At 65.6% G+C, this 21,935-nt stretch carries 19 protein-coding genes and 1 pseudogene; 11 read left to right on the top strand and 9 right to left on the bottom strand.

Annotation, left to right across the window (positions count from 1 at the left end; all coding sequences use genetic code 11):
- A pseudogene (locus QX132_RS08920) lies at positions 1-129 on the top strand (IS481 family transposase); the annotation flags it as partial.
- Between the two features lie 328 nt (positions 130-457).
- Here QX132_RS08920 and QX132_RS08925 read toward each other — a convergent pair.
- The 9 genes from QX132_RS08925 to QX132_RS08965 form a co-directional block, all read right to left on the bottom strand.
- The gene (locus QX132_RS08925) at positions 458-1,495 is read right to left on the bottom strand and encodes an amino acid ABC transporter substrate-binding protein (protein WP_316160791.1); all 1,038 of its coding nucleotides are present in this window, start codon (positions 1,493-1,495) and stop codon (positions 458-460) included.
- A 67-nt stretch (positions 1,496-1,562) separates the two neighbouring features.
- Complete coding sequence (locus QX132_RS08930; protein WP_315740557.1) at positions 1,563-2,156, bottom strand: L,D-transpeptidase; 594 nt, start codon at positions 2,154-2,156, stop codon at positions 1,563-1,565.
- 109 nt (positions 2,157-2,265) lie between these two features.
- A complete protein-coding gene (locus QX132_RS08935; protein WP_315757675.1) occupies positions 2,266-2,391 on the bottom strand; it encodes a DUF2474 family protein in 126 nt (41 codons plus the stop codon).
- Positions 2,391-3,401: a cytochrome d ubiquinol oxidase subunit II gene (gene cydB, locus QX132_RS08940; protein WP_315778246.1), complete on the bottom strand. Its 1,011-nt coding sequence runs from the start codon at positions 3,399-3,401 to the stop codon at positions 2,391-2,393. The genes QX132_RS08935 and cydB overlap by 1 nt, the downstream gene beginning before the upstream one ends.
- Complete coding sequence (locus QX132_RS08945; protein WP_315778247.1) at positions 3,398-4,804, bottom strand: cytochrome ubiquinol oxidase subunit I; 1,407 nt, start codon at positions 4,802-4,804, stop codon at positions 3,398-3,400. Before QX132_RS08945 ends, cydB begins: the two co-directional genes overlap by 4 nt.
- A 365-nt stretch (positions 4,805-5,169) precedes the next feature.
- Complete coding sequence (locus QX132_RS08950) at positions 5,170-5,781, bottom strand: sigma-70 family RNA polymerase sigma factor (RefSeq protein WP_315740553.1); 612 nt, start codon at positions 5,779-5,781, stop codon at positions 5,170-5,172.
- Between the two features lie 231 nt (positions 5,782-6,012).
- Positions 6,013-6,756: a response regulator gene (locus tag QX132_RS08955; protein ID WP_315797813.1), complete on the bottom strand. Its 744-nt coding sequence runs from the start codon at positions 6,754-6,756 to the stop codon at positions 6,013-6,015.
- Entirely contained in the window at positions 6,753-8,498 is a 1,746-nt protein-coding gene (locus QX132_RS08960; RefSeq protein ID WP_315757672.1) for a DUF3369 domain-containing protein, read from the bottom strand. Before QX132_RS08960 ends, QX132_RS08955 begins: the two co-directional genes overlap by 4 nt.
- Positions 8,468-10,402, bottom strand: a complete 1,935-nt coding sequence (locus QX132_RS08965) for an ATP-binding protein (RefSeq protein WP_410052856.1) — start codon at positions 10,400-10,402, stop codon at positions 8,468-8,470. Before QX132_RS08965 ends, QX132_RS08960 begins: the two co-directional genes overlap by 31 nt.
- 570 nt (positions 10,403-10,972) lie before the next feature.
- Between QX132_RS08965 and ugpB the strand changes: the two genes are divergently transcribed.
- The 10 genes from ugpB to QX132_RS09015 all read left to right on the top strand — a co-directional run bounded on the left by ugpB (position 10,973) and on the right by QX132_RS09015 (position 21,876).
- Positions 10,973-12,298 carry a sn-glycerol-3-phosphate ABC transporter substrate-binding protein UgpB gene (gene ugpB / locus QX132_RS08970; RefSeq protein ID WP_410052853.1) on the top strand — a complete coding sequence of 442 codons (1,326 nt, stop codon included), beginning with the start codon at positions 10,973-10,975 and terminating at the stop codon, positions 12,296-12,298.
- Between the two features lie 2 nt (positions 12,299-12,300).
- Positions 12,301-13,251 (top strand): aminoglycoside 3'-phosphotransferase/choline kinase family protein, encoded by a 951-nt coding sequence (locus QX132_RS08975; RefSeq protein ID WP_316160796.1) that lies wholly within the window; start codon positions 12,301-12,303, stop codon positions 13,249-13,251.
- A 224-nt stretch (positions 13,252-13,475) separates the two neighbouring features.
- Positions 13,476-15,098: an ABC transporter substrate-binding protein gene (locus tag QX132_RS08980; RefSeq protein WP_316160797.1), complete on the top strand. Its 1,623-nt coding sequence runs from the start codon at positions 13,476-13,478 to the stop codon at positions 15,096-15,098.
- Between the two features lie 195 nt (positions 15,099-15,293).
- Positions 15,294-16,307 (top strand): ABC transporter permease, encoded by a 1,014-nt coding sequence (locus tag QX132_RS08985; RefSeq protein ID WP_315740547.1) that lies wholly within the window; start codon positions 15,294-15,296, stop codon positions 16,305-16,307.
- Positions 16,304-17,206: an ABC transporter permease gene (locus QX132_RS08990; protein WP_315773714.1), complete on the top strand. Its 903-nt coding sequence runs from the start codon at positions 16,304-16,306 to the stop codon at positions 17,204-17,206. Before QX132_RS08985 ends, QX132_RS08990 begins: the two co-directional genes overlap by 4 nt.
- 137 nt (positions 17,207-17,343) lie before the next feature.
- Positions 17,344-19,152: an ABC transporter ATP-binding protein gene (locus QX132_RS08995; RefSeq protein WP_315786378.1), complete on the top strand. Its 1,809-nt coding sequence runs from the start codon at positions 17,344-17,346 to the stop codon at positions 19,150-19,152.
- Between the two features lie 26 nt (positions 19,153-19,178).
- Positions 19,179-19,358 (top strand): DUF4089 domain-containing protein, encoded by a 180-nt coding sequence (locus tag QX132_RS09000; RefSeq protein WP_315801629.1) that lies wholly within the window; start codon positions 19,179-19,181, stop codon positions 19,356-19,358.
- A gap of 10 nt (positions 19,359-19,368) precedes the next feature.
- Positions 19,369-20,769 carry an AtzE family amidohydrolase gene (locus tag QX132_RS09005; RefSeq protein ID WP_316161088.1) on the top strand — a complete coding sequence of 467 codons (1,401 nt, stop codon included), beginning with the start codon at positions 19,369-19,371 and terminating at the stop codon, positions 20,767-20,769.
- Positions 20,750-21,142, top strand: a complete 393-nt coding sequence (hpxZ, locus tag QX132_RS09010) for an oxalurate catabolism protein HpxZ (protein WP_315740543.1) — start codon at positions 20,750-20,752, stop codon at positions 21,140-21,142. The genes QX132_RS09005 and hpxZ overlap by 20 nt, the downstream gene beginning before the upstream one ends.
- Before the next feature lie 2 nt (positions 21,143-21,144).
- Positions 21,145-21,876 carry a GntR family transcriptional regulator gene (locus tag QX132_RS09015; protein ID WP_315740542.1) on the top strand — a complete coding sequence of 244 codons (732 nt, stop codon included), beginning with the start codon at positions 21,145-21,147 and terminating at the stop codon, positions 21,874-21,876.
- The last annotated feature ends 59 nt before the right edge of the window (positions 21,877-21,935 follow it).

Raw genomic sequence — 21,935 nt, forward strand, 5'->3', positions numbered from 1 at the left:
CGCGCCGCGCAACTGCCCATCTGGCTGCACCAGTATAATTGGCACCGGCCTCACGGCGGCATAAACTCCCAGCCGCCTATCAGCAGACTCGGTTTAACCGAGGACAACCTCCTGAGGCTCCACAACTAACAAGCCGGACACCGGGGAGAGCGCGCCATAACCGTTAAAGCCATCGCGCAGGGAGGGCCGGGTCGTTCCGGCTGTACCTGTGGTTCCTGCCGCCTGCATTTTTTTCGCAGGCGGGCCACGGGCCTCAGCCGAGGCCCGGCCTTCCCTGCGCCCTCGATTTCCAGAGGGCGGACGAATTTGCAGAGCTCGGACGCGTGAGGCGTCGCGAGAAGGTCAGGCCATGCTCCGTCATTGCGAGCGAAGCGAAGCAATCCAGAGTCTTTACAACAGCCCTGGATCGCTTCGTCGCGTTGCTCCTCGCGATGACGGTGGAAGTGTGCAGAGATCCTTACCTGATCGGCGGTGCATACTGGACGCCGCCGGCGTTCCAGAGCTGGTTCATGCCGCGCGGAATCTTCAGCTTCGACTCGCTGCCGACGTTGCGCTCATAGACCTCGCCGTAATTGCCGACGTGACGGATCACGCGCGCGGCCCAGTCCTTGGTCAGGCCGAGGTCCTGGCCATAGCTGCCCTCGTTGCCGACCAGGCGCATCACGTCCGGCTTCTTCGACCTCAGCGCCTCGTCGATGTTCTTGGAGGTGATGCCGAGCTCCTCGGCATTGATCATCGCGTACAGCGTCCACTTCACGATCATCATCCAGTCGTCGTCGCGCTGGCGCACCACGGGCGCGAGCGGCTCCTTGGAGATCAGGTCGGGCAGGATGTCGTGATCGCCGGGCTTCGACAGCGTCAGGCGCAGCGCGTAGAGCTGCGAGACGTCGGCGGTGAAGGTATCGCACTTGCCGCCGTCATACGCCTTGATGACGTCGTCGAGCTTGGGAAACTTCACCTCCTCGTACTTCATGTTGTTGGTGCGGAAATAGTCCCCGACGTTGAGCGCGTTGGTGGTGGAATCCTGCACGCAGACCTTGCTGCCGTTGAGGTCCAGCGCGGTCTCCAGCTTGCGCGCGCGCGGCACCATGAAGCCCTGGCCGTCGTAATAGGCGACCGCCGGGAAATACAGATCGTAATTCTGCTCGCGTGCCATCGACCAGGTGGTGTTGCGCGAGAGGATGTCGACCTTGCGGCTCTGCAGCTCCTTGAAGCGCTCACTGGCGTCGAGCGGCACGAACTTCGCCTTCTTCGGATCGTCGAAGATCGCAGCCGCCACGGCGCGGCAGAAGTCGACATCGAAGCCGCTCCAATTGCCCTTGTCGTCGGGAATCGAGAAGCCGGGCAGCCCGGCGTTGACGCCGCACAGCACCTCGCCGCGGCGGATGGTCCGCTTCAAGGTGCGGGTGTCGTACATCTCATAGGTGACGGCGAGCGCCGCGACGAGGACGGCGACGGCGAGCCCGATCAGCAGGCCGCCTCGGAAAGTGCGCATGGTCAATCTCTTTCGAAAAAATGTCAGGATGAAGCGATGGCTGAATGTCCGGCGGCGGGCGCCGCCGTCACAGTTCCGGCTTCTGCCGCACCACGATCTTGGTGCCGACCGGCACGCGGTCATAGAGATCGGCGACATCGGCATTCACCAGCCGGAAGCAGCCGGAGGAAATCTTGCTGCCGATGGTCCAGGGCTGATTGGTGCCGTGGATGCGGTACACGGTGGTGCCCAGATACATCGCACGCGCGCCCAAGGGATTGCCGGGGCCGCCGGCCATGAAGCGCGGCAGATAGGGCTGGCGCTGGATCATCTCCGGCGGCGGCGTCCAATCCGGCCACTCGGCCTTCTTGGTGATCGACAGCAGCCCCTGCCACTGGAAGCCGTCACGGCCGACGCCGATGCCGTAGCGGATGGCGCGGCCGCCCGGCTGCACCAGATAGAGGTGGCGTTCGGCGGTGGACACGATGATGGTGCCCGGCGGCTCGGTGGTGCGGAAATAAACCACCTGCTTGCGCCATTCGGGATCGAGCTCGTAGCCGTCATCGGCGACGAGGCCGGGCTGATCACCGGGATCCTCGGATTGGGCGAAACTGTGCGACGTAGACAGCGCCAGCGCGATGATGGCGCTGGTGGTACACAGCAGGCGACGGAAACTCGGCATTCAAAGCTCTCCTCAACGGACCCCTGCGAAGCTCGCCCGATTAAAATCACCCGCCAAATTTCAGGGGCATATTCGCAGCAAAGTCAAGGTGAGCGCGGGGCGCCCGCCGTCATCCGAGCTTCATCCAGAGCCGCAGCAGGAAGGCGACGGTGCCGACGGCCGCCACGCCGGCGAGCCACAGCACGACGAACCAGGCGAGGCGCTTCGCGAGCGGGGCAGGCTGCTCGGACGGCATCAATGATAGCCGCTGTCGTGCCCGACCTTGCCGCGAAACACCCAATAGGCCCAGCCGGTGTAGCCGAGAATCAGCGGCACCAGCACGAGCACGCCCGGCAGCATGATCAGTTGGCTGCGCTCCGGCGCCGCCGCCTGCCAGATCGTGATGCTCTGCGGCACGATGTAGGGGTACATGCTGATGCCGAGGCCGGCATAGGACAGCAGGAACAGCGCCAGCGCGAGAAAGAACGGCCAGCCGTCGGTCTTCTGGGCGAGGTGCTTCATCAACAGCACGGTGACGCCGATGACGGCGAGCGGCACCGGCGCGGTCAGGACCACGGCCGGCCAGGTGAACCAGCGCTGCGCATATTGAATGGTGAGCAGCGGCGTCGCCAGGCTGACCGTGGCAATCGCGAGCAGCATGGCGAACAGGAGATACCAGCTGATGCGATACGCCTTGTCGCGCAGGTCGCCCTCCGTCTTCAGGATCAGCCAGGTCGCGCCGAGCAGCGCGTAGCCGACCACGAGCGAGACGCCGGTGAGGATGCTGAACGGCGTCAGCCAGTCCCACCAGCCGCCGGCATAGTGCCGGCCCTCGACATGCACGCCCTGCAGAATGGCGCCGAGCGCGATGCCCTGCGCCAGCGCCGCGACCCAGGAGCCGCCGGCGAAGGCGAGGTCCCACAGATTGCGCTGCGCGCGGGTGCGCCAGCGGAATTCGAAGGCGACGCCGCGGAAGATCAGCCCAACCAGCATCGCGATCAGCGGCGCATACAGCGCGGGCATCAGGATCGCATAAGCGAGCGGGAAGGCGGCCATCAGGCCGCCGCCGCCGAGCACCAGCCAGGTCTCGTTGCCGTCCCACACCGGCGCCACCGTGTTGGTGATGACGTCGCGGTCCTGCTTGCCCGGGAACAGCGGAAACAGGATGCCGAGCCCGAGATCGAAGCCGTCCATCACGACGTAGATGAAGACGGCGAGCGCGATGATGAAGGCCCAGAGGGTCGCGAGATCGACGGCAACGCTCATGATCCGACGGCTCCCTGCACGACGCCCGCGGCCGGCGTGATGCCGGCCGTGCGGACCGGCTGCTCGCTGCTCGGGCCCGGCTCACCGGGATGCGGCGGCTCGGCCATCAGGCGCAGGATGTACAGCACGCCGGCGGCGAAGATGATGAAATACACGATGATGAAGGCGAGCAGCGAGGCACCCACGGCCGGGGCCGCGAGCGGGGAAACGGAATCGGTGGTGCGCAGCAGCCCGTACACGGTGAACGGCTGCCGGCCGGTCTCGGTGGTGATCCAGCCGGCCATGACGGCAATGAATCCCGCTGGTCCCATCGCAATCGCGAAGCGGTGCAGGCCGCGATTGATGTACAGCCGGTCGCGCCAGCGCTCCCACAGGCTGAACAGGCCGAGCGCCAGCATCAACAGCCCCAGGCCGACCATGATGCGGAACGACCAGAAGGTGATCGCCACCGGCGGCCAGTCCTGCCGCGGCACGGTGTCGAGGCCGGCCATCGGCGCGTCGATCTGGTGCTTGAGGATCAGCGAGCCGAACTTAGGGATCCCGAGCGCCCATGTCAGCTCGCCCTTGGCCTGGTCCGGCCAGCCGAACAGATACAGCGGCGCGCCGTCCTTGTGGCTCTCGAAATGGCCTTCCATGGCCATGATCTTCACCGGCTGGTGCTCGAGCGTGTTGAGGCCGTGCTGGTCACCGACCAGGATCTGCAGCGGCGCCACTAGCGCCGCCATCCACATCGCCATCGAGAACATCACGCGCGGGCCCGGCAGGTGCGGATTGCGCAGCAGATGCCAGGCGCCGACGGCGCCGACCACGAGCGAGGTCGTCAGATAGGCCGCCAGCACCATGTGCACGAGGCGATAGGGGAAGGACGGATTGAAGATCACCTTGAGCCAGTCGACCGAGACGAACTGGCCGTCGGCGTTGACGGCGTAGCCGGCGGGCGTCTGCATCCAGGAATTGGCGGAGAGAATCCAGAACGCCGAAATAAGGGTGCCGACGGCGACCATCAGAGTGGCCAGGAAATGCAGCTTCGGGCCGACCCGCCTGAGGCCGAACAGCATGACGCCGAGAAAGCCGGCCTCGAGAAAGAACGCGGTCAGCACCTCATAGGCCATCAGCGGGCCGATCACCGGTCCGACCTTGTCGGAATACACCGACCAGTTGGTGCCGAACTGGTAGGACATCACGATGCCGGAGACGACGCCCATGGCGAAGGTAATGGCGAAGATCTTGAGCCAGTAATTGAAGACGTTGAGATAGACGTCGCGTCCGGTCCACAGCCACAGCGCCTCGAGCACGGCGAGGTAGGACGCGAGCCCGATCGAGAAGGCGGGGAAGATGATGTGGAAGGTGACCGTGAAGGCGAACTGCGCGCGCGCCAGCTCAACCGCATCCAAACCGAACATCAGCACCGTCCGTCATTGCCACGGGGTTTGTAGCATCGCCCCATGACGGAAGATTGCACCGGCGCCGCGCGATATCAAATGGTCAAATCGCCCAAGGCGGCGCTGCAGGACCATAAACGACGAAGACCCGGCGGGGGCATCCGCCGGGTCTTCGGAGCAACCTTGGGAGGTGGAGGTTATCCTTGAATTTGCTCGCTCCAAACCGAGATCAGCTGGGGGACTGAGGCTCAGTTCATGGGTAACGTTCTAGCGGCCGAAATTTTCCAGGTGATTTCGCCGATTGTTTCAATTGTTTCGTTCGGCGATTTTCGTGCGTCGTCTTTGGAACCCGTCGGGACATCAGCCCCGACGAGAATGAACCTTGGTCAGGCGGCGAGGCTGTGGACGCCGGCACAGCGCAGGAGCTCGGCGAGGTGCTTGCGGGCATAGAACATGCGCGTCTTCACCGTGCTCTGCGGAATGCCGATGATCTGCCCGACCTCCTCCACCGACTTCTCGTGGTAGTAGATCAGGGTGATGATCTCGCGATGAGCCGGCGACAGCTTGGCGACGCAGGCGCGCAGGATGGCACTGGTGGTGGAGCGCTCGAGCGAGGTCTCCGGCGTGTCGGAGTCGTCGGCGATCTCGCGCACCTCGTCCTGGTCGATGTCCTCGAAGCGGCGCTGGCGCAGCGCGGTCAACGCCTTGAAGCGGGCGATCGACAGCAGCCAGGTCGAGACCTGCGAGCGGCCCTCGAACTGCCTGGCGGTGCGCCAGACGTCCAGGAACACCTGGCTGACGAGGTCCTCGGCGATCGTGGTGTCGCGGACGATGCGCAGGATGAAGCGATAGACCCGCACATTGTGGCGCGCATAAAGCGTGTGCATCGCGGTGCGATCGCCATCGGCAATGCTCTCCAGGAGCATGCCGTCCGTGGTCGCCTGGGCTGCGATGATGCCCTGGCTGGCTGCGGAATTGATGGCAACGACGTTCTGCATGGCACTCTCCCGTTCCGCCGCCCCCTTGCGGCGTTTCGACGGGAGGGATTGTTAAGGAGCGCCCGTTTCGGGACGTCTGCACGAAAACAGGAAAATGGTTTCGTGCGCCTGCGGAAATGTTTCGTCGCGGCGCACATCGCGAAACACTCGTGGCGGAATTGTGCCCTATTCCAAGATACGGAACTGGATGTGGAAGCAGAGGCCGCTTCCACCGCCGCCGACCGGCCGTCCTCAGGCCTTCTCGCCCGCCGGCGAGAACAGGTAGCCGCCGCCGCGGATGGTACGGATCACCGCCGGCTTGGTCGGATCCGGCTCGATCTTGCGGCGGATTCGCATGATTCTCAGGTCCACGGCGCGGTCGAATGCCTCGGCATCGCGGGCATTCGCCAGCTCGAGCAGCCGTTCGCGCGACAGCACCCGCTTCGGGTTGGCAGCGAACACTTTGAGCAGGCCGAATTCGGACGCCGTCAGCGGGTGCTCGTTGCCCTCGTCATCCCGCAGCGCCTGGGCATCGAGATCGAGCCATTTGGTGCCGAACCGCACCAATTGCGGGTCCTTCGCCTGGGCGGGAGCGGAGTCCGTAGTGGCCGCCGCAGTCTTGGCCGGCCCACTGCGGCGCAGCACGGAGCGGATCCGGGCCATCAATTCGCGCAATTCGCACGGTTTCGCGACGTAATCGTCGGCCCCGAGCTCGAGCCCTACCACCCGGTCGATCGGGCTGGCGGTGGCGGTCAGCATGATCACCGGGATATTGGTGCGGCCCTTGAGATCGCGGATGATCGACAGGCCGTCCTCTTCGGGCATGTTGAGATCGAGCACGACGAGATCTGCCGGGCCGGTCTCGATGGCGCTGCGCAGGCTCTTGCCGCCGTCGCACAGCGTCACCGCGAAGCCGTGCATCTTGAGGTAATCACCCACCATTTCGCGGGCAGGGGCCTCGTCGTCGACGATGATGATGTGCTGGCTCTGACTCATGACAATTCGGCCGCCGGCAGTGTGATCGTGAAGGTCGATCCGGATCCCGGCCCATCGCTCCTGGCCGTCACCTCGCCACCATGCATGTCGACGATGCGTTTGACAATCGACAGGCCGAGCCCGGTCGAGCTCTCGCCGGCGGTCGGCTTGGCCGACAGCCGCTGGAACCGGCCGAACAGGCGGCCGAGATCCTCCGGCGACAGCCCGGCGCCCTGGTCGGTGACGCCGATGATGGTGTTGTCGCCGTCATCGGCGGCATTCACGGTGATCCTGCCGCCGATCGGGCTGTACTTGATCGCGTTGCTCAGGAGGTTGTCGATCGCCTCGCGGATCCGGTCGATGTCGCACATGGTCGACAGATGCGGCGGCGCCGACACGGCAATGACCTGCTGCTTGTTGAGCGCGAGCGGCTGGTTGGCTTCGACCACCTCGTGGACCAGGGCTGCGATGTCGACCGGCTCACGACGGATGGTGATGTCGAAGGCGTCGGCCATCGCATCCGAGATCAGGTGGTCGACCATCGACGTCAGCCGCCTGGCGGCATCTCGGATATGTCCGACCTGGCTGGTGATGCCGTCGGCGGAGGCGCCGGTCGCGATCAGCTCGGTCAGCATCTCCGTGCGGCCGAGGATCACGCCCAGCGGATTTTTCAGGTCGTGGGCGACGGTGCCCAAAATCTCGTTCTTGAAGCCGTTGGCGCGCTGCAGCCGCAGCCATTGCGCCGACAGCCGCCGGTTGGCCTGCATCAGCGCGCGGGTGCGCTGGGCGACGCGGTCCTCGAGCTGGGTGTTGGCCTCATGCAGCTGCTGATACAGGATCACGTTGTCGAAGGCGATCGACAGCCGGCTGGAGAAGATCTCGACCAGCGAGCGATCGGTCTCGGACAGCGGCCGCTCCGCCTGCAGCAGCACCACGACCTCGCGCCCCGAGCCAGTGCGGACATAGAGCACGGTGCGATGGTCGGCAAATTCGTTGCTGCGCTGCCTGAAGGCGGCCTCCACCATGTCGCGCAGATCCGGATCGAGCGAGCGCGAGGTGACGGCGCCGGAGAAGCGGCTGTAGCAGCCGGAGCCGGCCAGCACCGAAAAATCGTCGGTCTGGCTGCCGTCGTCGCGCAGCACCAGGATGCCTGCGCAATCCACGTTCAGCAGCGAAGCGATCTGGGTCAGCACGCCCTCGGCCAGCCGCTGCATCGACTTGAAGTCGTACAGCGTCGAGGCGGCGTCGATGATGATCTCGAGGCCGCGGCGGGTCTGTACCATGCGCTCGAGCTGCTGGTAGCTGCGCAGCGCCGCCGTCAGCGAGGTGAACAGCTTGTCGGCGGTGAGCTCGGTCTTGGCCTTGTAGTCGTTGATGTCGTACTGGACGATGACGCGCCGCTCCGGCGCCTGACCCGGCTGTCCGGTGCGGAGGATGATGCGGACGGTCTCGTTCTTGATCTCGTTGCGGATGTATTCGACGAGCTCGAGCCCGGCGACGTCGGTCTCCATGATGACGTCGAGCAGCACGGCCGCGATGTCGGTGTGCTCCCGCATCAGCGCGCGGCCTTCGGCCGCCGAATAGGCGGACAGGATTTCGAGCCCCTGGCCGTTCAGGCTGTAATCCGACAGCGCAAAGCGGGTGCCCTCGTGCACGGCATGGTCGTCGTCGATGACGGCGATCTTCCATTTCCGAGCCGAACCGTCATCCTCGTCGAAACCGGCATCCTCGATCAGTTGGAGGACATCGTCCTGTTCGGCCATTGCGTCGTTCCGTCGCCCATTGCTGTCTCGGCGCCGCCCTTGGCGACCCGCGGCATGATAATCCGAAAGGTGGTGCCTTGTCCCTCGCGGGATTCCAGCATCATGCGGCCGCCGAGCTGCTGCGTCACCAGATTGTAGACGATATGCAGCCCGAGCCCCGTTCCCCCTTCGTTGCGGCGTGTCGTGAAGAACGGATCGAAGGCCTGACGCTGGACGTCGGGGGTCATGCCGGCCCCGTTATCGGCGAAAATGATCTCGATGTCATCCGCGCCGCGCGGCCGCGCCGTAATCGAGATGGTGCCCGCGCGTCCGTCGACAAAGGCATGATTGACGGCGTTGAGGAACAGGTTGGTGAGGATCTGACCGTAGAACCCGGGATAGCCATCGATGAAAAGTCCCTCGGGGACGTCGACCGCAAGCGTGATCGGCGCGCGCTTGAGCACCGGCTTGAGGCTGGTGATGATCTGATCGGTCGCCTCGCTCAGGACGAAGGTCCGTCGCTCCGCGTGGGAGCGGTCGACCGCGACCTGCTTGAACGATTGGATCAGCTCGCCGGCGCGCTGCAGATTGGCGACCAGCTGCTCGGATGCATCGCGCGAGGAGCGCACGAACTCCTCCAGCTGCGACCGGCGCAGGCCGCCTTCGGGCGACCGCAGTGCGGCCTCGAACATCTCGACCCGGCGCGCGAAGCTGGAGGCCACCGTCAGGCTGATGCCGATCGGATTATTCACCTCATGTGCGACGCCGGCGACGAGCCCGCCCAGCGCCGCCAGCCGCTCGGCATCGATCAGGTTGCGCTGCGCGGCGTTGAGTTCGAGCAGCGCGCTCTCGGCCTTTTCCTTCGCGGCGCGGAGCTCGTCCTCGGTCTTGCGCTTGGCGATTGCGTTCTCGCGGAAGGTCTCGACGGCGCGGGCCATCGCGCCGACCTCGTCACGCGCCTCGGTGCCCTGGACCTCGCGGTCGTAGTCGCCCAGCATGATCGCGCGCATCGAGGCCATGATCTGCTGCAACGGCAGCCGGATCGACAAGGCGATCAGCACCCCGGCGGACAGGATGACTCCCAGGAAGATCACGGCGATCGAGAGGACGCGACGGGAGATGTCCTTCAACGTCCGGTCGAAGGTCGCCTGCGCCTTCTGCTCGTGCTGGCGCATCTTGACCGACAGGCCGTCGATGGCGCCGATGGTTTCGGCCTGGCTCGCATCGATGGTGTTGCGCAGCAGTTCGGTGCGGTTGGTGAGCTGATCGGTGAGCTTGGAAAATCCTGCACGCAGCGCCGCGGTCCGGGCCGACAGTCGCTGCAGCGCCAGCCGCTGCAGATCATTGTCCGCAAGACTCGACATCACCGGAATGGTCTTCTCGATCGTCTCCGTGTTGCGGCGCGCGTCGTCGGCGGAGGCGGGCGCGAGCGACAGATAATAGGAATTGGCCGCGACCAGCATCGCGGTGAAGGCCTCGCGCGACTTGCCGAGCGAAGGCCAGATCTGCGCGTCGCGATGGCCGGTCGCGCCTTCGATCACCGAATAGAGCCCGGCGATGTCGCGGGCGGGGCCGAGAACCTCTTCCTCATAGGTCTTGGAGATCGTCGCCTGCAGACTGCGCAGCTCGCCGAAGCCGTCCAGGAAACGCACGGTGACGCGCTCCAGCTCCTCGACCGACCCCGACAGCATCGGGTCGGTCGAGGCGCGCGTCGTGAGCGTCCCGAGCACGGCCTCGCGCAGCAGCAGGATCTCGGCGAACAGCTCCGGGCTCGGCTGATTGATGTAGCGATGAATGAGGTTCTGCAGCCGGCTCGTCTCGCTTTCGAGCAGGGCCAGCACCTTGTCGGATTCCCGGACCTGGCGAACGTCGTCCCAGGCTGTGCCCAGCACCGTCGCGCCGTTCCAGATCAGCGCCGCCAGCACGATCACGACAGCCGAGTTGAGCGCGGCGATCGAGAGGATCCGCCAGCGGATCGGAACCGCCCGCAGCGCGCGAACGATCCGTGCCCGCCCCAGGACCGCCAGACTGAGCGGCCGCGCGACGGATTTCCGCTGCTCGGATCGCGCCACGATCGCTACCTCGGGCCGGTCGTGCGGAACCTGCCTGCGTCCGCTCTGCCGCCCGCAGCCGGGCTTGTATGCTGCGGCGCAGCCAGTCGCGCCGCCGAGCATGACGGGCGAGAATGGGACGAGCGGTACCGCGCGCCCGCCTCAGCGCGCATCAGCACCGGCGTGACGTCCACTCTCGAGATCGACGAAAGATGGGCGCGGTACACAGGCAACACTCTTCCCCCTGATGATGAGGTCGGCCCGGACATGAAAAGGTTCAATGCACTCCCGAACAGGTGCTATAACGTCATTCTGACGTCAAAGCGATACGCGTCAATGGTTTGTTGATAGTCTGTTGCAGCCTTGGGTTGTTAGGCCCCATTTTCGGTCCGATTGCGATCTCAGCCCGGGCAGATTCATTCATCGAATTGGAGTTGGCTCCCGTTGACGGTCCTCTTGCGTTCTGTTTCGTTTGCAATCCTGCTCTGGACGGTTGTTTGCGCAAGCACGGCCCAGGCCGCGACCGAGATCATGTGGTGGCATGCGATGTCGGGTGAGCTCGGCAGGCAGGTCGACAGACTGGCCGCCGACTTCAATGCGTCGCAGTCCGACTATCGCATCGTGCCGAGCTACAAGGGCAGCTATACCGAGACCGTGACGGCGGCCATCTTCGCGTTCCGCTCGCGCAGCCAGCCGGCCATCGTGCAGGTCAACGAGATCGCGACAGCGACGATGACGGCGGCGAAGGGCGCGATCTACCCCGTCTACGAGTTGATGCGCGACGAGCAGGAGAGCTTTTCGCCGTCGGCCTATCTGCCCGCGATCGCCGGCACCTATGCCGACGCCGACGGCAACATGCTGTCGTTTCCGTTCAACGCCTCCACGCCGATCCTCTACTACAACAAGGATCAGTTTCGCGCGGCCGGGCTGGATCCGGGCGCGGCGCCGAAGACCTGGCCCGAGCTCGGCAAGGCTGCCCGGCGGCTGCGCGACAACGGCGTCGCCTGCGGCTTCACGACGTCATGGCCGGCCTGGATCAACGTGGAGAATTTCTCGGCCTTCCACAATCTGCCGATCGCCACCCGCGCCAACGGCTTTGCCGGACTGGACGCCGTGCTGACGTTCAACAATCCGCAGGTCACGCGGCACATCGCCCAGCTTGCGGAATGGCAGAAGAGCAAGGTCTTCGACTATGGCGGCCGCGGCCAGGCAGCCGAGCCGCGTTTCCAGAAGGGCGAGTGCGGCATCTTCATCGGCTCCTCGGCGACGCGCGCCGACATCAAGGCGAATTCGAAGTTCGAGGTCGGCTACGGCATAATGCCGTACTGGCCTGACGTTGCGGGCGCGCCACAGAATTCGATTATCGGCGGCGCGACGCTGTGGGTGCTGCGTGACCGTCCCGCGGCCGAGTACAAGGGCGTCGCCAGGTTCTTCGCCTATCTGTCGCGGCCCGACGTTCAGGCCGCCTGGCACCAGAATACGGGCTATCTGCCGATTACGCAGGCGGCATTCGATCTGACGCGCGCGCAGGGCTTCTACGACCGTAATCCGGGAGCTGCTATCTCGATCGAGCAGGTGACGCTCAATCCTCCCACGGAGAATTCGCGCGGCCTGCGGCTGGGCTCGTTCGTGCTGATCCGTGATGCCATCGAGGACGAGATGGAGCAGGCCTTCAGCGGCCGCAAGCCGGCGCAGGCGGCGATCGATGCGGCCGTCGACCGCGGCAACCGTCTGCTGCGCCAGTTCGAGCGCGCGAGCCCGGATCGCTGAAAATGGCTTTGCCACCGGTCGCCGATGGCGCGCAGCTCCGGCGCCTCCGTGCCGACGCGACGCGCTGGCTGCCGGCTGCACGCGATATTGCGCGCGGCCATGGCTACGACGACGCGCGGCTGGTGCCGTTCGCGGCAGGCACCAATCTGGTTCTCGCGCTGAACGACGGACTGATCCTGAAAATCTTCCCGCCGTTTCATCGCGGCAAGTTTCAGTCCGAGCGGGCGGCCTTGCGCGTGCTCGCCGGTGGCGTCGGCGACGTCCGTACCCCCGACCTGCGCCATGAGGGGGAGCGCGACGGCTGGTGCTATCTGATCATGACCAGGCTCGGCGGCATGCCTGCTTCGGATGTCTGGCGGCAACTACAGGAGCAGGACAAGCAGCTCTTGCTCAGGCAGGTCGGTCGTCTGATCGCCGCCGTGCAGCGGGTCCCGCCTGGCGAGCTGCTCGCGCTCGGTCCGCGCTGGTCGGATTTTTTGAGGATGCAGATGGCCGGATGTCATGCACGCCATCAGAGGCTCGGCTTGCCGCCGATGCTGCTCGCCGGGCTGGACGATCTCCTGCGCGAGGCCGCAGCACTGCTGCCGAAGGATCCGCCGCCGGTCATCCTGACCGGTGAATACATTCCGGAGAATTTCCTCGTCACGCGCAGCGGTGATGGCTGGCAGCTGAGCGGGCTGTTCGACTTCGGCGACGTCATGACTGGTCTTGGCGAATATGATCTGCTCGGGCCGAGCGCCTTCATGGCAGCGGGGCAGCCCGGGCGCGTGCGTGCCTTGTTCGATGGTTACGGATTTGCCCTGGAGGACATCAACTGGCAGCTGAAGCGACGGCTGCTCGCCTTGATGCTACTGCACCAGGCGAGCGATCCCGTTCGCCACATCTGCATTCCTGATTGGCCGGCCAAGGTCCGCGACTTCGACGAGCTGCAGGCGCTGATCTGGCCGGAGTGATCCCCAACCGGGGCGGCGGTCCAACAGGCGTTGCGTAAATCTGTCGCAGGCTACTTAAGGTGATTATAAATGCAGCAAATATGCAGCTTTGTATGCAATACGGGGCATCGAGCTGTGCCACTCGGTGAAGGCGCGTCGATATTTCAATAGCTTAGCTTTTGGCCGGGCTTGGCACGAAGCTTGCGATCACTGTTCCCGACAGTCGTTATTCTCGGGAGCATTTGATGAAGCGTCGCGATTTTCTGAAATCCGTGTCCGGTCTGGCCGCGGGGGCCGCGCTGCCAATGGCGCCGGCCATCATGTCTTCCGCCAAGGCCGATGCGCGGTCCGAGACGCTGCTGATCGTGTCCGAAGGCGGTCCCAACAACCTCGACATCCACGGCGTCGGCACCAACGTACCGGGCTACGAGGTGTCCTGGAACTGCTATGATCGCCTGATCAGCCACGAGATGAAGAGCGGCCCCGGCGGGGTGCCGTACTATGACCGCGACAAGTTCAAGCCCGAGCTCGCCGAGGACATGACCATCGGCGACATGTCGGCGACCTTCAAGCTGCGCAAGAACGCCAAATTCCACGACGGCACGCCGGTCACGGCCAAGGACGTGAAGTGGTCGCTCGATCGCGCCGTCAGCGTCGGTGGCTTCCCGACCTTCCAGATGAGCGCGGGCTCGCTGACCAAGCCGGAGCAGTTCGTCATCGTCGATGACCACACCGTGCGCGTCGACTTCCTGAAGAAGGACCGGCTGACGATCCCCGATCTCGCCGTCATCGTACCCTGCGTGGTCAACTCGGAGCTCGTGAAGAAGAACGCGACCGACAAAGACCCATGGGGGCTCGAATATACCAAGCAGCAGACCGCGGGCTCCGGCGCCTACAAGGTGACGAAGTGGACCGCCGGTACCGAAGTGATCATGGAGCGCAACGATGACTGGGTGTGCGGTCCGCTGCCGAAGATCAAGCGCGTGATCTGGCGCATGGTGCCGCAGGCCGGCAACCGCCGCGCGCTGCTTGAGCGTGGCGACGCCGACATCTCCTATGAGCTGCCGAACAAGGACTTCCAGGAGATGAAGTCGAACGGCAAGCACACCGTGATCTCGCTGCCGATCTCCAACGGCATCCAGTATGTCGGCATGAGCGTGACCAAGCCGCCGTTCGACAATCCCAAGGTTCGGCAGGCGCTCGCCTATGCGATGCCCTATCAGAAGATCATCGACGCCGTGATGTTCGGCCTTGCCAATCCGATGTTCGGTGCGCCGTCCGACAAGGCGACCGAGGTGGCGTGGCCGCAGCCGACGAAGTATGTCACCGACATGGAGAAGGCCAAGGCGCTGCTGGCAGAAGCAGGCTACCCCAACGGCTTCGAGACCACGATCTCGTTCGACCTCAATTTCGCGCAGGTCAACGAGCCGCTGTGCGTGCTCGTGCAGGAGAGCCTCGCCCAGCTCGGCATCAAGACCACCATCAACAAGGTACCCGGCGCCAACTGGCGCACCGAGCTGAACAAGAAGGAGATGCCGCTCTTCACCAACATCTTCTCCGGTTGGCTCGATTACCCCGAGTACTTTTTCTACTGGTGCTATCACGGCAACAATTCCGTGTTCAACACGATGAGCTACAAGTCGCCCGAGATGGACAAGCTCATCAACGGCGCGCGCGACGCCGCCGCGACCGGGGACAAGGCCACGTACGACGCCGACGTGAAAGGCTTCGTCGATCTCGCCTTCGCCGAGGTGCCGCGCATTCCGCTGTATCAGCCGTTCGTCAACGTCGCGATGCAGAAGAACATCTCCGGCTATCAGTACTGGTTCCACCGCCGGCTCGACTATCGGGCTCTGGTGAAGGGGTGAGGACGTGGGTGACCTTGGTGGTGTGAGCCCAGCTCTCTCATTCCCTCCCCCCTTGTGGGGGAGGGGCAGGGAGGGGGGTAGCCGCACCCACTGCCGTCTCGGCTCGCCCCCCACCCTAGCCCTCCCCCACAAGGGGGGAGGGAGCAGACTGCGCCGTGCTGTAGGATCTGGGCCAATTCGGGCGGGGGGCTGCCCATGCTGAGCCTTATCGCCAAGCGCCTCGCCTTCGCGATTCCCTCCCTGATCGGCGTCGTGATCGTCACCTTCCTGCTCACGCGTGCGCTGCCCGGCGATCCCGCGGCGTATTTCGCCGGCCCTGCGGCGACCAAAGAGGCCGTCGAGCAGATCCGTAAGAAGCTCGGCTTCGACAAGCCGCTGGTCGAGCAGTTCTTCCGCTACACCGTCGATCTCGCCCATGGCGATCTCGGTAGTTCGCTAACCACAGGGCAGCCGGTCGCCAGCGAGATCCGCAACCGCCTGCCGGCCTCGGCCGAGCTGACCTTGCTCGGCCTGTTGGTTTCGGTCGCGATCGCGCTGCCGCTCGGCGTGCTCGCGGCGACCCGGCCGGGGTCGTGGATCGACCATACCTGCCGCGTCGTCACGACAGCGGGCGTTTCGCTGCCGGTGTTCTTCACCGGGCTGGTGCTGGTCTACGTGTTCTATTTCCGGCTCGGCTGGTCACCGGCGCCGCTCGGCCGGCTCGACGTGTTTTATAGCGCGCCGGACCCCGTGACCGGTTTCTACCTCATCGATACGCTGATCGCGCGTGACGGCGAGGCGTTCCGCTCGGCGCTGAGCCAGCTGATCCTGCCTGCCGCCACGCTCGCGATCTTCTCGCTGGCGCCGATCGCGCGCATGACACGGGCCTCGATGCTGTCGGTGCTGTCGTCGGAATTCGTCCGCACGGCGCGCGCCTCGGGCCTGTCGCCCGCGACAGTCACCGTGACCTATGCGTTCCGCAACGCCATGCTTCCGGTCATCACGACGCTGTCGATGGTGTTCTCCTTCCTGCTCGGCGCCAACGTGCTGGTGGAGAAGGTGTTCGCCTGGCCCGGCATCGGCTCCTACGCGGTCGAGGCGCTGATCGCCTCCGACTTCGCGCCGGTGCAGGGCTTCGTGCTGACGATGGCCGTGATGTACGTCGTCCTGAACCTCGTCATCGACATTCTCTATGGCGTCATCGATCCCCGTGTGAGGCTGGAAGGATGAGCTCTGTCGCGCCGACCATTGAGCCTGCCACCGTTCCCTCGCGAATGTCGGGACTGTCAGCCCTGATCGGGCACACGCGCTATGTGCTGGCCGAGAACAAGGTCACGGGCTTCGCCTTCGGCCTCCTGGTCGTGATCCTGTTCGCCGCGGTCTTCGGTCCGTGGATCGTGCCGTATGATCCGCTCGCCAGCGACACGGCGTCGGCGCTGAAGCCGCCGTCGGCGGCGCACTGGTTCGGCACCGATCAGCTCGGCCGCGACATCTTCAGCCGCGTCGTCGTCGCGACCCGGCTCGACACATTCATCGCGGTCGCCTCGGTGGCGCTGGTGTTCTTCATGGGCGGACTTGCCGGCGTCGCCGCCGGTTTCTTCGGCGGCTGGACCGACCGCATCGTCGGCCGCATCGCCGACACCATCATGGCGTTCCCGCTGTTCGTGCTGGCGATGGGCATCGTCGCCGCGCTCGGCAACACCGTGCAGAACATCATCATCGCCACGGCCATCGTGAACTTCCCGCTTTACGCGCGGGTCGCGCGCGCCGAGGCCAATGTCCGCCGCAACGCCGGCTTCGTTCAGGCGGCGCGGCTGTCGGGCAACAGCGAGCTGCGCATTCTGCTCGGCCACATCCTGCCCAACATCATGCCGATCATGATCGTGCAGATGTCGCTGACGATGGGCTACGCGATCCTCAATGCCGCAGGCCTGTCGTTCATCGGCCTCGGCGTGCGGCCGCCGACGGCGGAATGGGGCATCATGGTCGCCGAGGGGGCCTCCTTCATGGTGTCGGGCGAATGGTGGATCGCGCTGTTTCCGGGCCTTGCGCTGATGATCGCGGTATTCTGCTTCAACCTGCTCGGCGATGGCCTGCGCGACATCGTCGACCCGCAGCGCAGGACGTAGTTGATGGGTGCGCCACAGCAACACTCCGTCGTTGCCGGGCTTGACCCGGCAATCCATCCCTTGGAACAGGCCTTCCCTGGCTTGATGGACGCGCGGGTCAAGCCCGCGCATGACGGTCGTAACAAGCGGAGCCATGGATGACCGCCCAGCCGCTGCTCGACGTTCGCGATCTCACGGTCGAATTCTCCACCCGGCGCGGCATCGTCAAGGCCGTGCAGCATGTCGATATCTCCGTCGCCAAGGGCGAGACGCTCGCGATCGTCGGCGAGTCCGGCTCGGGCAAGTCCGTGACGTCCTACGCGGTGATGCGCATCCTCGACCGTGCCGGACGGATCGCCGAGGGCTCGGTGATGTTCTCGGGGATCGACGTCAAGGCGGCCGAGGAAAGCGCGATGCGCGATCTGCGCGGCCGCGAGATCTCGATGATCTTCCAGAACCCCCGCGCGGCCCTCAATCCGATCCGGAAAGTGGGCCAGCAGATCGAGGACGTGCTGAGGCAGCACGCCCAGGCGGCCGCGACTGATCGCGCCGAAAAGGCGATCGCAGCGCTCGAGCAGGTCAAGATCGCCCGCCCGCGCGAGCGCTACCACGCCTATCCGTTCGAATTGTCCGGCGGCATGTGCCAGCGCGTCGTCATCGCGCTGGCGCTGGCCTGCAACCCGCAGCTCCTGATCGCCGACGAGCCGACCACCGGCCTCGACGTCACGACGCAGAAGGCGGTGATGGATCTCGTGGTCGAGCTGACCAGGAGCCGCGGCATGTCGACGATCCTGATCACGCACGATCTGGGTCTCGCCGCTGCCTATTGCGATCGCGTCGTGGTGATGGAGAAGGGCCGGGTGGTCGAGACAGCCAGGGCCGCCGACATCTTCGCCAACCCGCAGCATCCCTACACGCGCAAGCTGATGCGCGCGACGCCGCGCCTCGGCGTGTCCCTGCGCGAATTGCTGCCGGAGGAGGAGGCGTCGCAGCAACCTCACTCCGTCATGGCCGGGCTTGACCCGGCCATCCATCCCGTTGCGCGAGACTCGTCGAAGGTGATGGACCCCCGGGTCAAGCCCGGGGGTGACGAGCGGAGTGGGGAGGACGACCGGAGTGCGAGGAGCACCAAGCCGCTCCTTCTCGTCGACAAGCTGGTCAAGGAATATCCCCGCCAGGGCGCCTCGGCGACGTTGTCGAAGCTGTTCGGCCGCAAGCCGGCGGTCGAGCCGGAGATGTTCCGCGCCGTCGACGGCATCAGCTTCACGGTCGGTCATGGCGAGAGCGTCGGCCTGGTCGGCGAATCCGGCTGTGGCAAGTCGACGACGTCGATGATGGTGATGCGGCTGCTCGACCAGAGTTCGGGCCGCATCAGCTTCGATGGCGAGGAGATCGGCAACATCCTGCCGCAGGCCTTTGCCCGGCTGCCGCTGCGCAGCCGCATCCAGATGGTGTTCCAGGATCCGACCGACAGCCTCAATCCGCGCTTCACCGCGGCGCGCGCCATCGCTGATCCGATCCTGCAATTGGGTGACATCAAGGGACGCAATGCGGTCCGCACGCGCTGCGAAGAGTTGGCCACCATGGTCGGCCTGCCGCTCGATCTGCTCGACCGCTTTCCGCACCAATTGTCGGGCGGCCAGAAGGCGCGCGTTGGCATCGCCCGCGCGATTGCGCTGCACCCGAAGCTCGTCATCCTCGACGAGCCCACGGCGGCGCTCGACGTCTCCGTGCAGGCGGTCGTGCTCAATCTGCTGCAGGATCTCAAGCAGAAGTTAGGTATGAGCTATCTGTTCGTCTCCCATGATTTGAATGTGGTGCGGCTGTTGTGCGATCGTGTGATCGTGATGCGGTCGGGCCGAATCGTCGAGGAGGGCACCTCCGAACGTGTGCTAGGTCATCCGCAGGATGCCTATACGCGCGAGTTGCTGACGGCGATTCCGCACCCGCCATTGCCGGCGCATTGAGCGCGAAAGCTTGAAGGGAAGAGCTGATGGCGGAGCCATTGGACGATTACATCGACGCGGTCGGGCGTGCATTGGCTCTGCCGATCGAGGACGCGTGGCGCCCGGCCATCCGCGCCAATCTCGAGGTCTCGCTGAGGATGGCGAAGCTGGTCGACGAATTCTCCCTGCCTGACGAAGCCGAGCCTGCCAGTGTCTTCACCGCTTGATCCTGCCGAGATGACCGCGCGCGCGATTGCGGCCGCAGTCGCCACCCGCAAGCTCTCCGCCGTCGAGGCCACCGACGCTGCGCTGGCGCGGATTGCGGCGCGCGATGGTGTGCTGAATTCGTTTACGGACATCACCGCCGAGCGTGCGCGAGCGAGGGCGCGCGCCGTGGATGCGGCCATCGCTGCGGGCAAGCCCGTCGGCCCGCTCGCCGGCGTGCCGTTTGCGGTGAAGAACCTGTTCGACGTCACGGGGCTGCCGACCCGGGCCGGCTCCAGGATCAACCGCGATCGCCCGGCGGCGACGCGGGACTCGACGCTGATCGCGCGGATGGAAGCCGCCGGCGCGGTGTTGATCGGTGCGCTCAACATGGGCGAATACGCCTACGACTTCACCGGCGAGAACGTGCACGATGGTCCGTCGCGCAATCCGCATGATCCGACGCGGATGAGCGGCGGCTCGTCGGGCGGCTCGGGCAGCGCCGTCGGCGGCGGCCTGGTGCCGATCGCGCTGGGCTCCGACACCAACGGCTCGATCCGCGTGCCGTCCTCGTTCTGCGGCATCTTCGGTCTCAAGCCGACCTATGGCCGGCTGTCGCGCGCGCGCTCGTTTCCGTTCGTCATGAGTCTGGATCATCTCGGTCCGTTCGCGCGCTCAGTCGAGGATCTCGCGCTCGCCTATGACGCCATGCAGGGGCCCGATCCGGACGACGCCGCGTGCACCACGCGGGCACCGGAGCCGGTCTCCGGTCGGTTCTCGCAAGGCATCGGCGATCTGCGCATCGCCCTTGCCGGAGGGCACTTCCAGAAGAATCTGTTTCCCGAAGCCGCCGAAGCGGTCGCTCGTGTCGCGGCCGCGCTGAAGGTCACCGAGGTGATCGAGGTGCCCGAAGCGGCGCGCGCCCGCGCCGCGGCTTACGTCATCAGCACCACCGAGGGCGCCTCGCTGCATCTCGACCGGCTGCGCACGCGCCCGGGTGATTTCGATCCGGCGGTGCGCGACCGCCTGATTGCGGGTGCGATGATTCCGGCGCCGATGGTCGACCGCGCGCAGAAGTTTCGCCGCTGGTACCACGCCCGGGTGCTGGAGCTGTTCAAGTCCGTCGACGTGCTGATCGCGCCTGCAACGCCCTGCGTCGCACCCAAGCTCGGGCAGGCGACCTTCGTGCTCGACGGCGTCGAGCTGCCGGTGCGCGCCAATATCGGCATTCATACCCAGCCGATCTCGTTCATAGGGCTTCCCGTCGTCGCCGTTCCGATTCCGCTCGAGCCGATGCCCATCGGCGTGCAGATCATCGCGGCGCCGTGGTGCGAACATGTCGCATTGCGTGTGGCCCACGCCTTGCAACAGCTTGGCGTCGCCGCTGCGCCGGCCCCGCGAGGAGTTCTGGAGAATGGAAGTCGATCTGCCTGACGTCGTCGCGGAAGTCACCGCGCAGTTCCAGCGTTATGAACAGGCGCTGATCAGCAACGACGTCGCCGTGCTCGACGAGCTTTTCAAGCAGGACTCCCGCACGCTGCGCTACGGCATCGGCGAGAACCTCTACGGCTACGGCGAGATCGCGGCATTTCGCGCCGCGCGCTCGCCGGCCGGGCTGATGCGGCGGACCGCGCGCACCGTGATCACCGCTTACGGCCGTGACGCGGCGGTCGCCTCGACGCTGTTCTATCGCGACACCGCGCCCGGCAAGGTCGGACGCCAGATGCAGACCTGGATCCGGTTTCCGGAAGGCTGGAGAATCGTCGCTGCCCATGTCAGCATCATCGATGAAGCAAAAGGCGGCTGAGGATGAGCCTGGACGATCTTCCGCCGCGAACGCGGCAGCGGCCCGCCCGCGACTCCGAGATCAAGCGCATCGACCGCGCGCCGCCTGCGGTTGCGAAGATCACCCGCGCCGAGGAGTTGCGCCTGCAACTCGCCGATGAGATCGTGCGCGGCGCGCTGGCGCCGGGGGCGCCGCTGGACGAGACCGAGATCGCCAAGCGCTTCAATGTCTCGCGCACGCCGGTGCGCGAAGCGCTGCGTCAATTGGCGACGTCCGGCCTGATCGAGGCGCGTGCACATCGCGGCGCGGTGGTGGCGCGGCCGTCGGCCGACCGCCTCACCGGCATGTTCGAGGCGATGGCCGAGCTCGAGGGCCTGTGCGCCGGTCTCGCGGCGCAGCGCATGACGCCGGTCGAGCGGCAGCGACTGGAAGCCATCCACGAGGAGCTGCGCAATCTCAGCCACGCCGGCAATCCCGAGCGCTTCCACGAGGTCAACGAGCGCTTCCACAACGCGATCTATGCCGGCGCGCACAATGCCTACATCGCCGAGATCACCTTGGCGACGCGGGTGCGTGTGCAGCCGTTCCGCCGCGCACAGTTCCGCAATCTCGGCCGCCTCGCCAAGTCGCATGCCGAGCACGACCGCGTCGTCGTCGCCATCCTGCGCGGCGACAAGGCCGGCGCGGCGAGTGCCATGAAAGCCCACATCGAGCTGGTGCGCGGCGAATACGAGATCTACGCGGTGTCGGTGTAGCTCTTCGTTCGAGCGGTAGGGTGGGCAAAGCAGCCGCCGTTAGGCGGTAGCGTGCCCAC

This window comes from Bradyrhizobium sp. SZCCHNRI20481 (assembly GCF_032485055.1).
Lineage (GTDB): Bacteria > Pseudomonadota > Alphaproteobacteria > Rhizobiales > Xanthobacteraceae > Bradyrhizobium.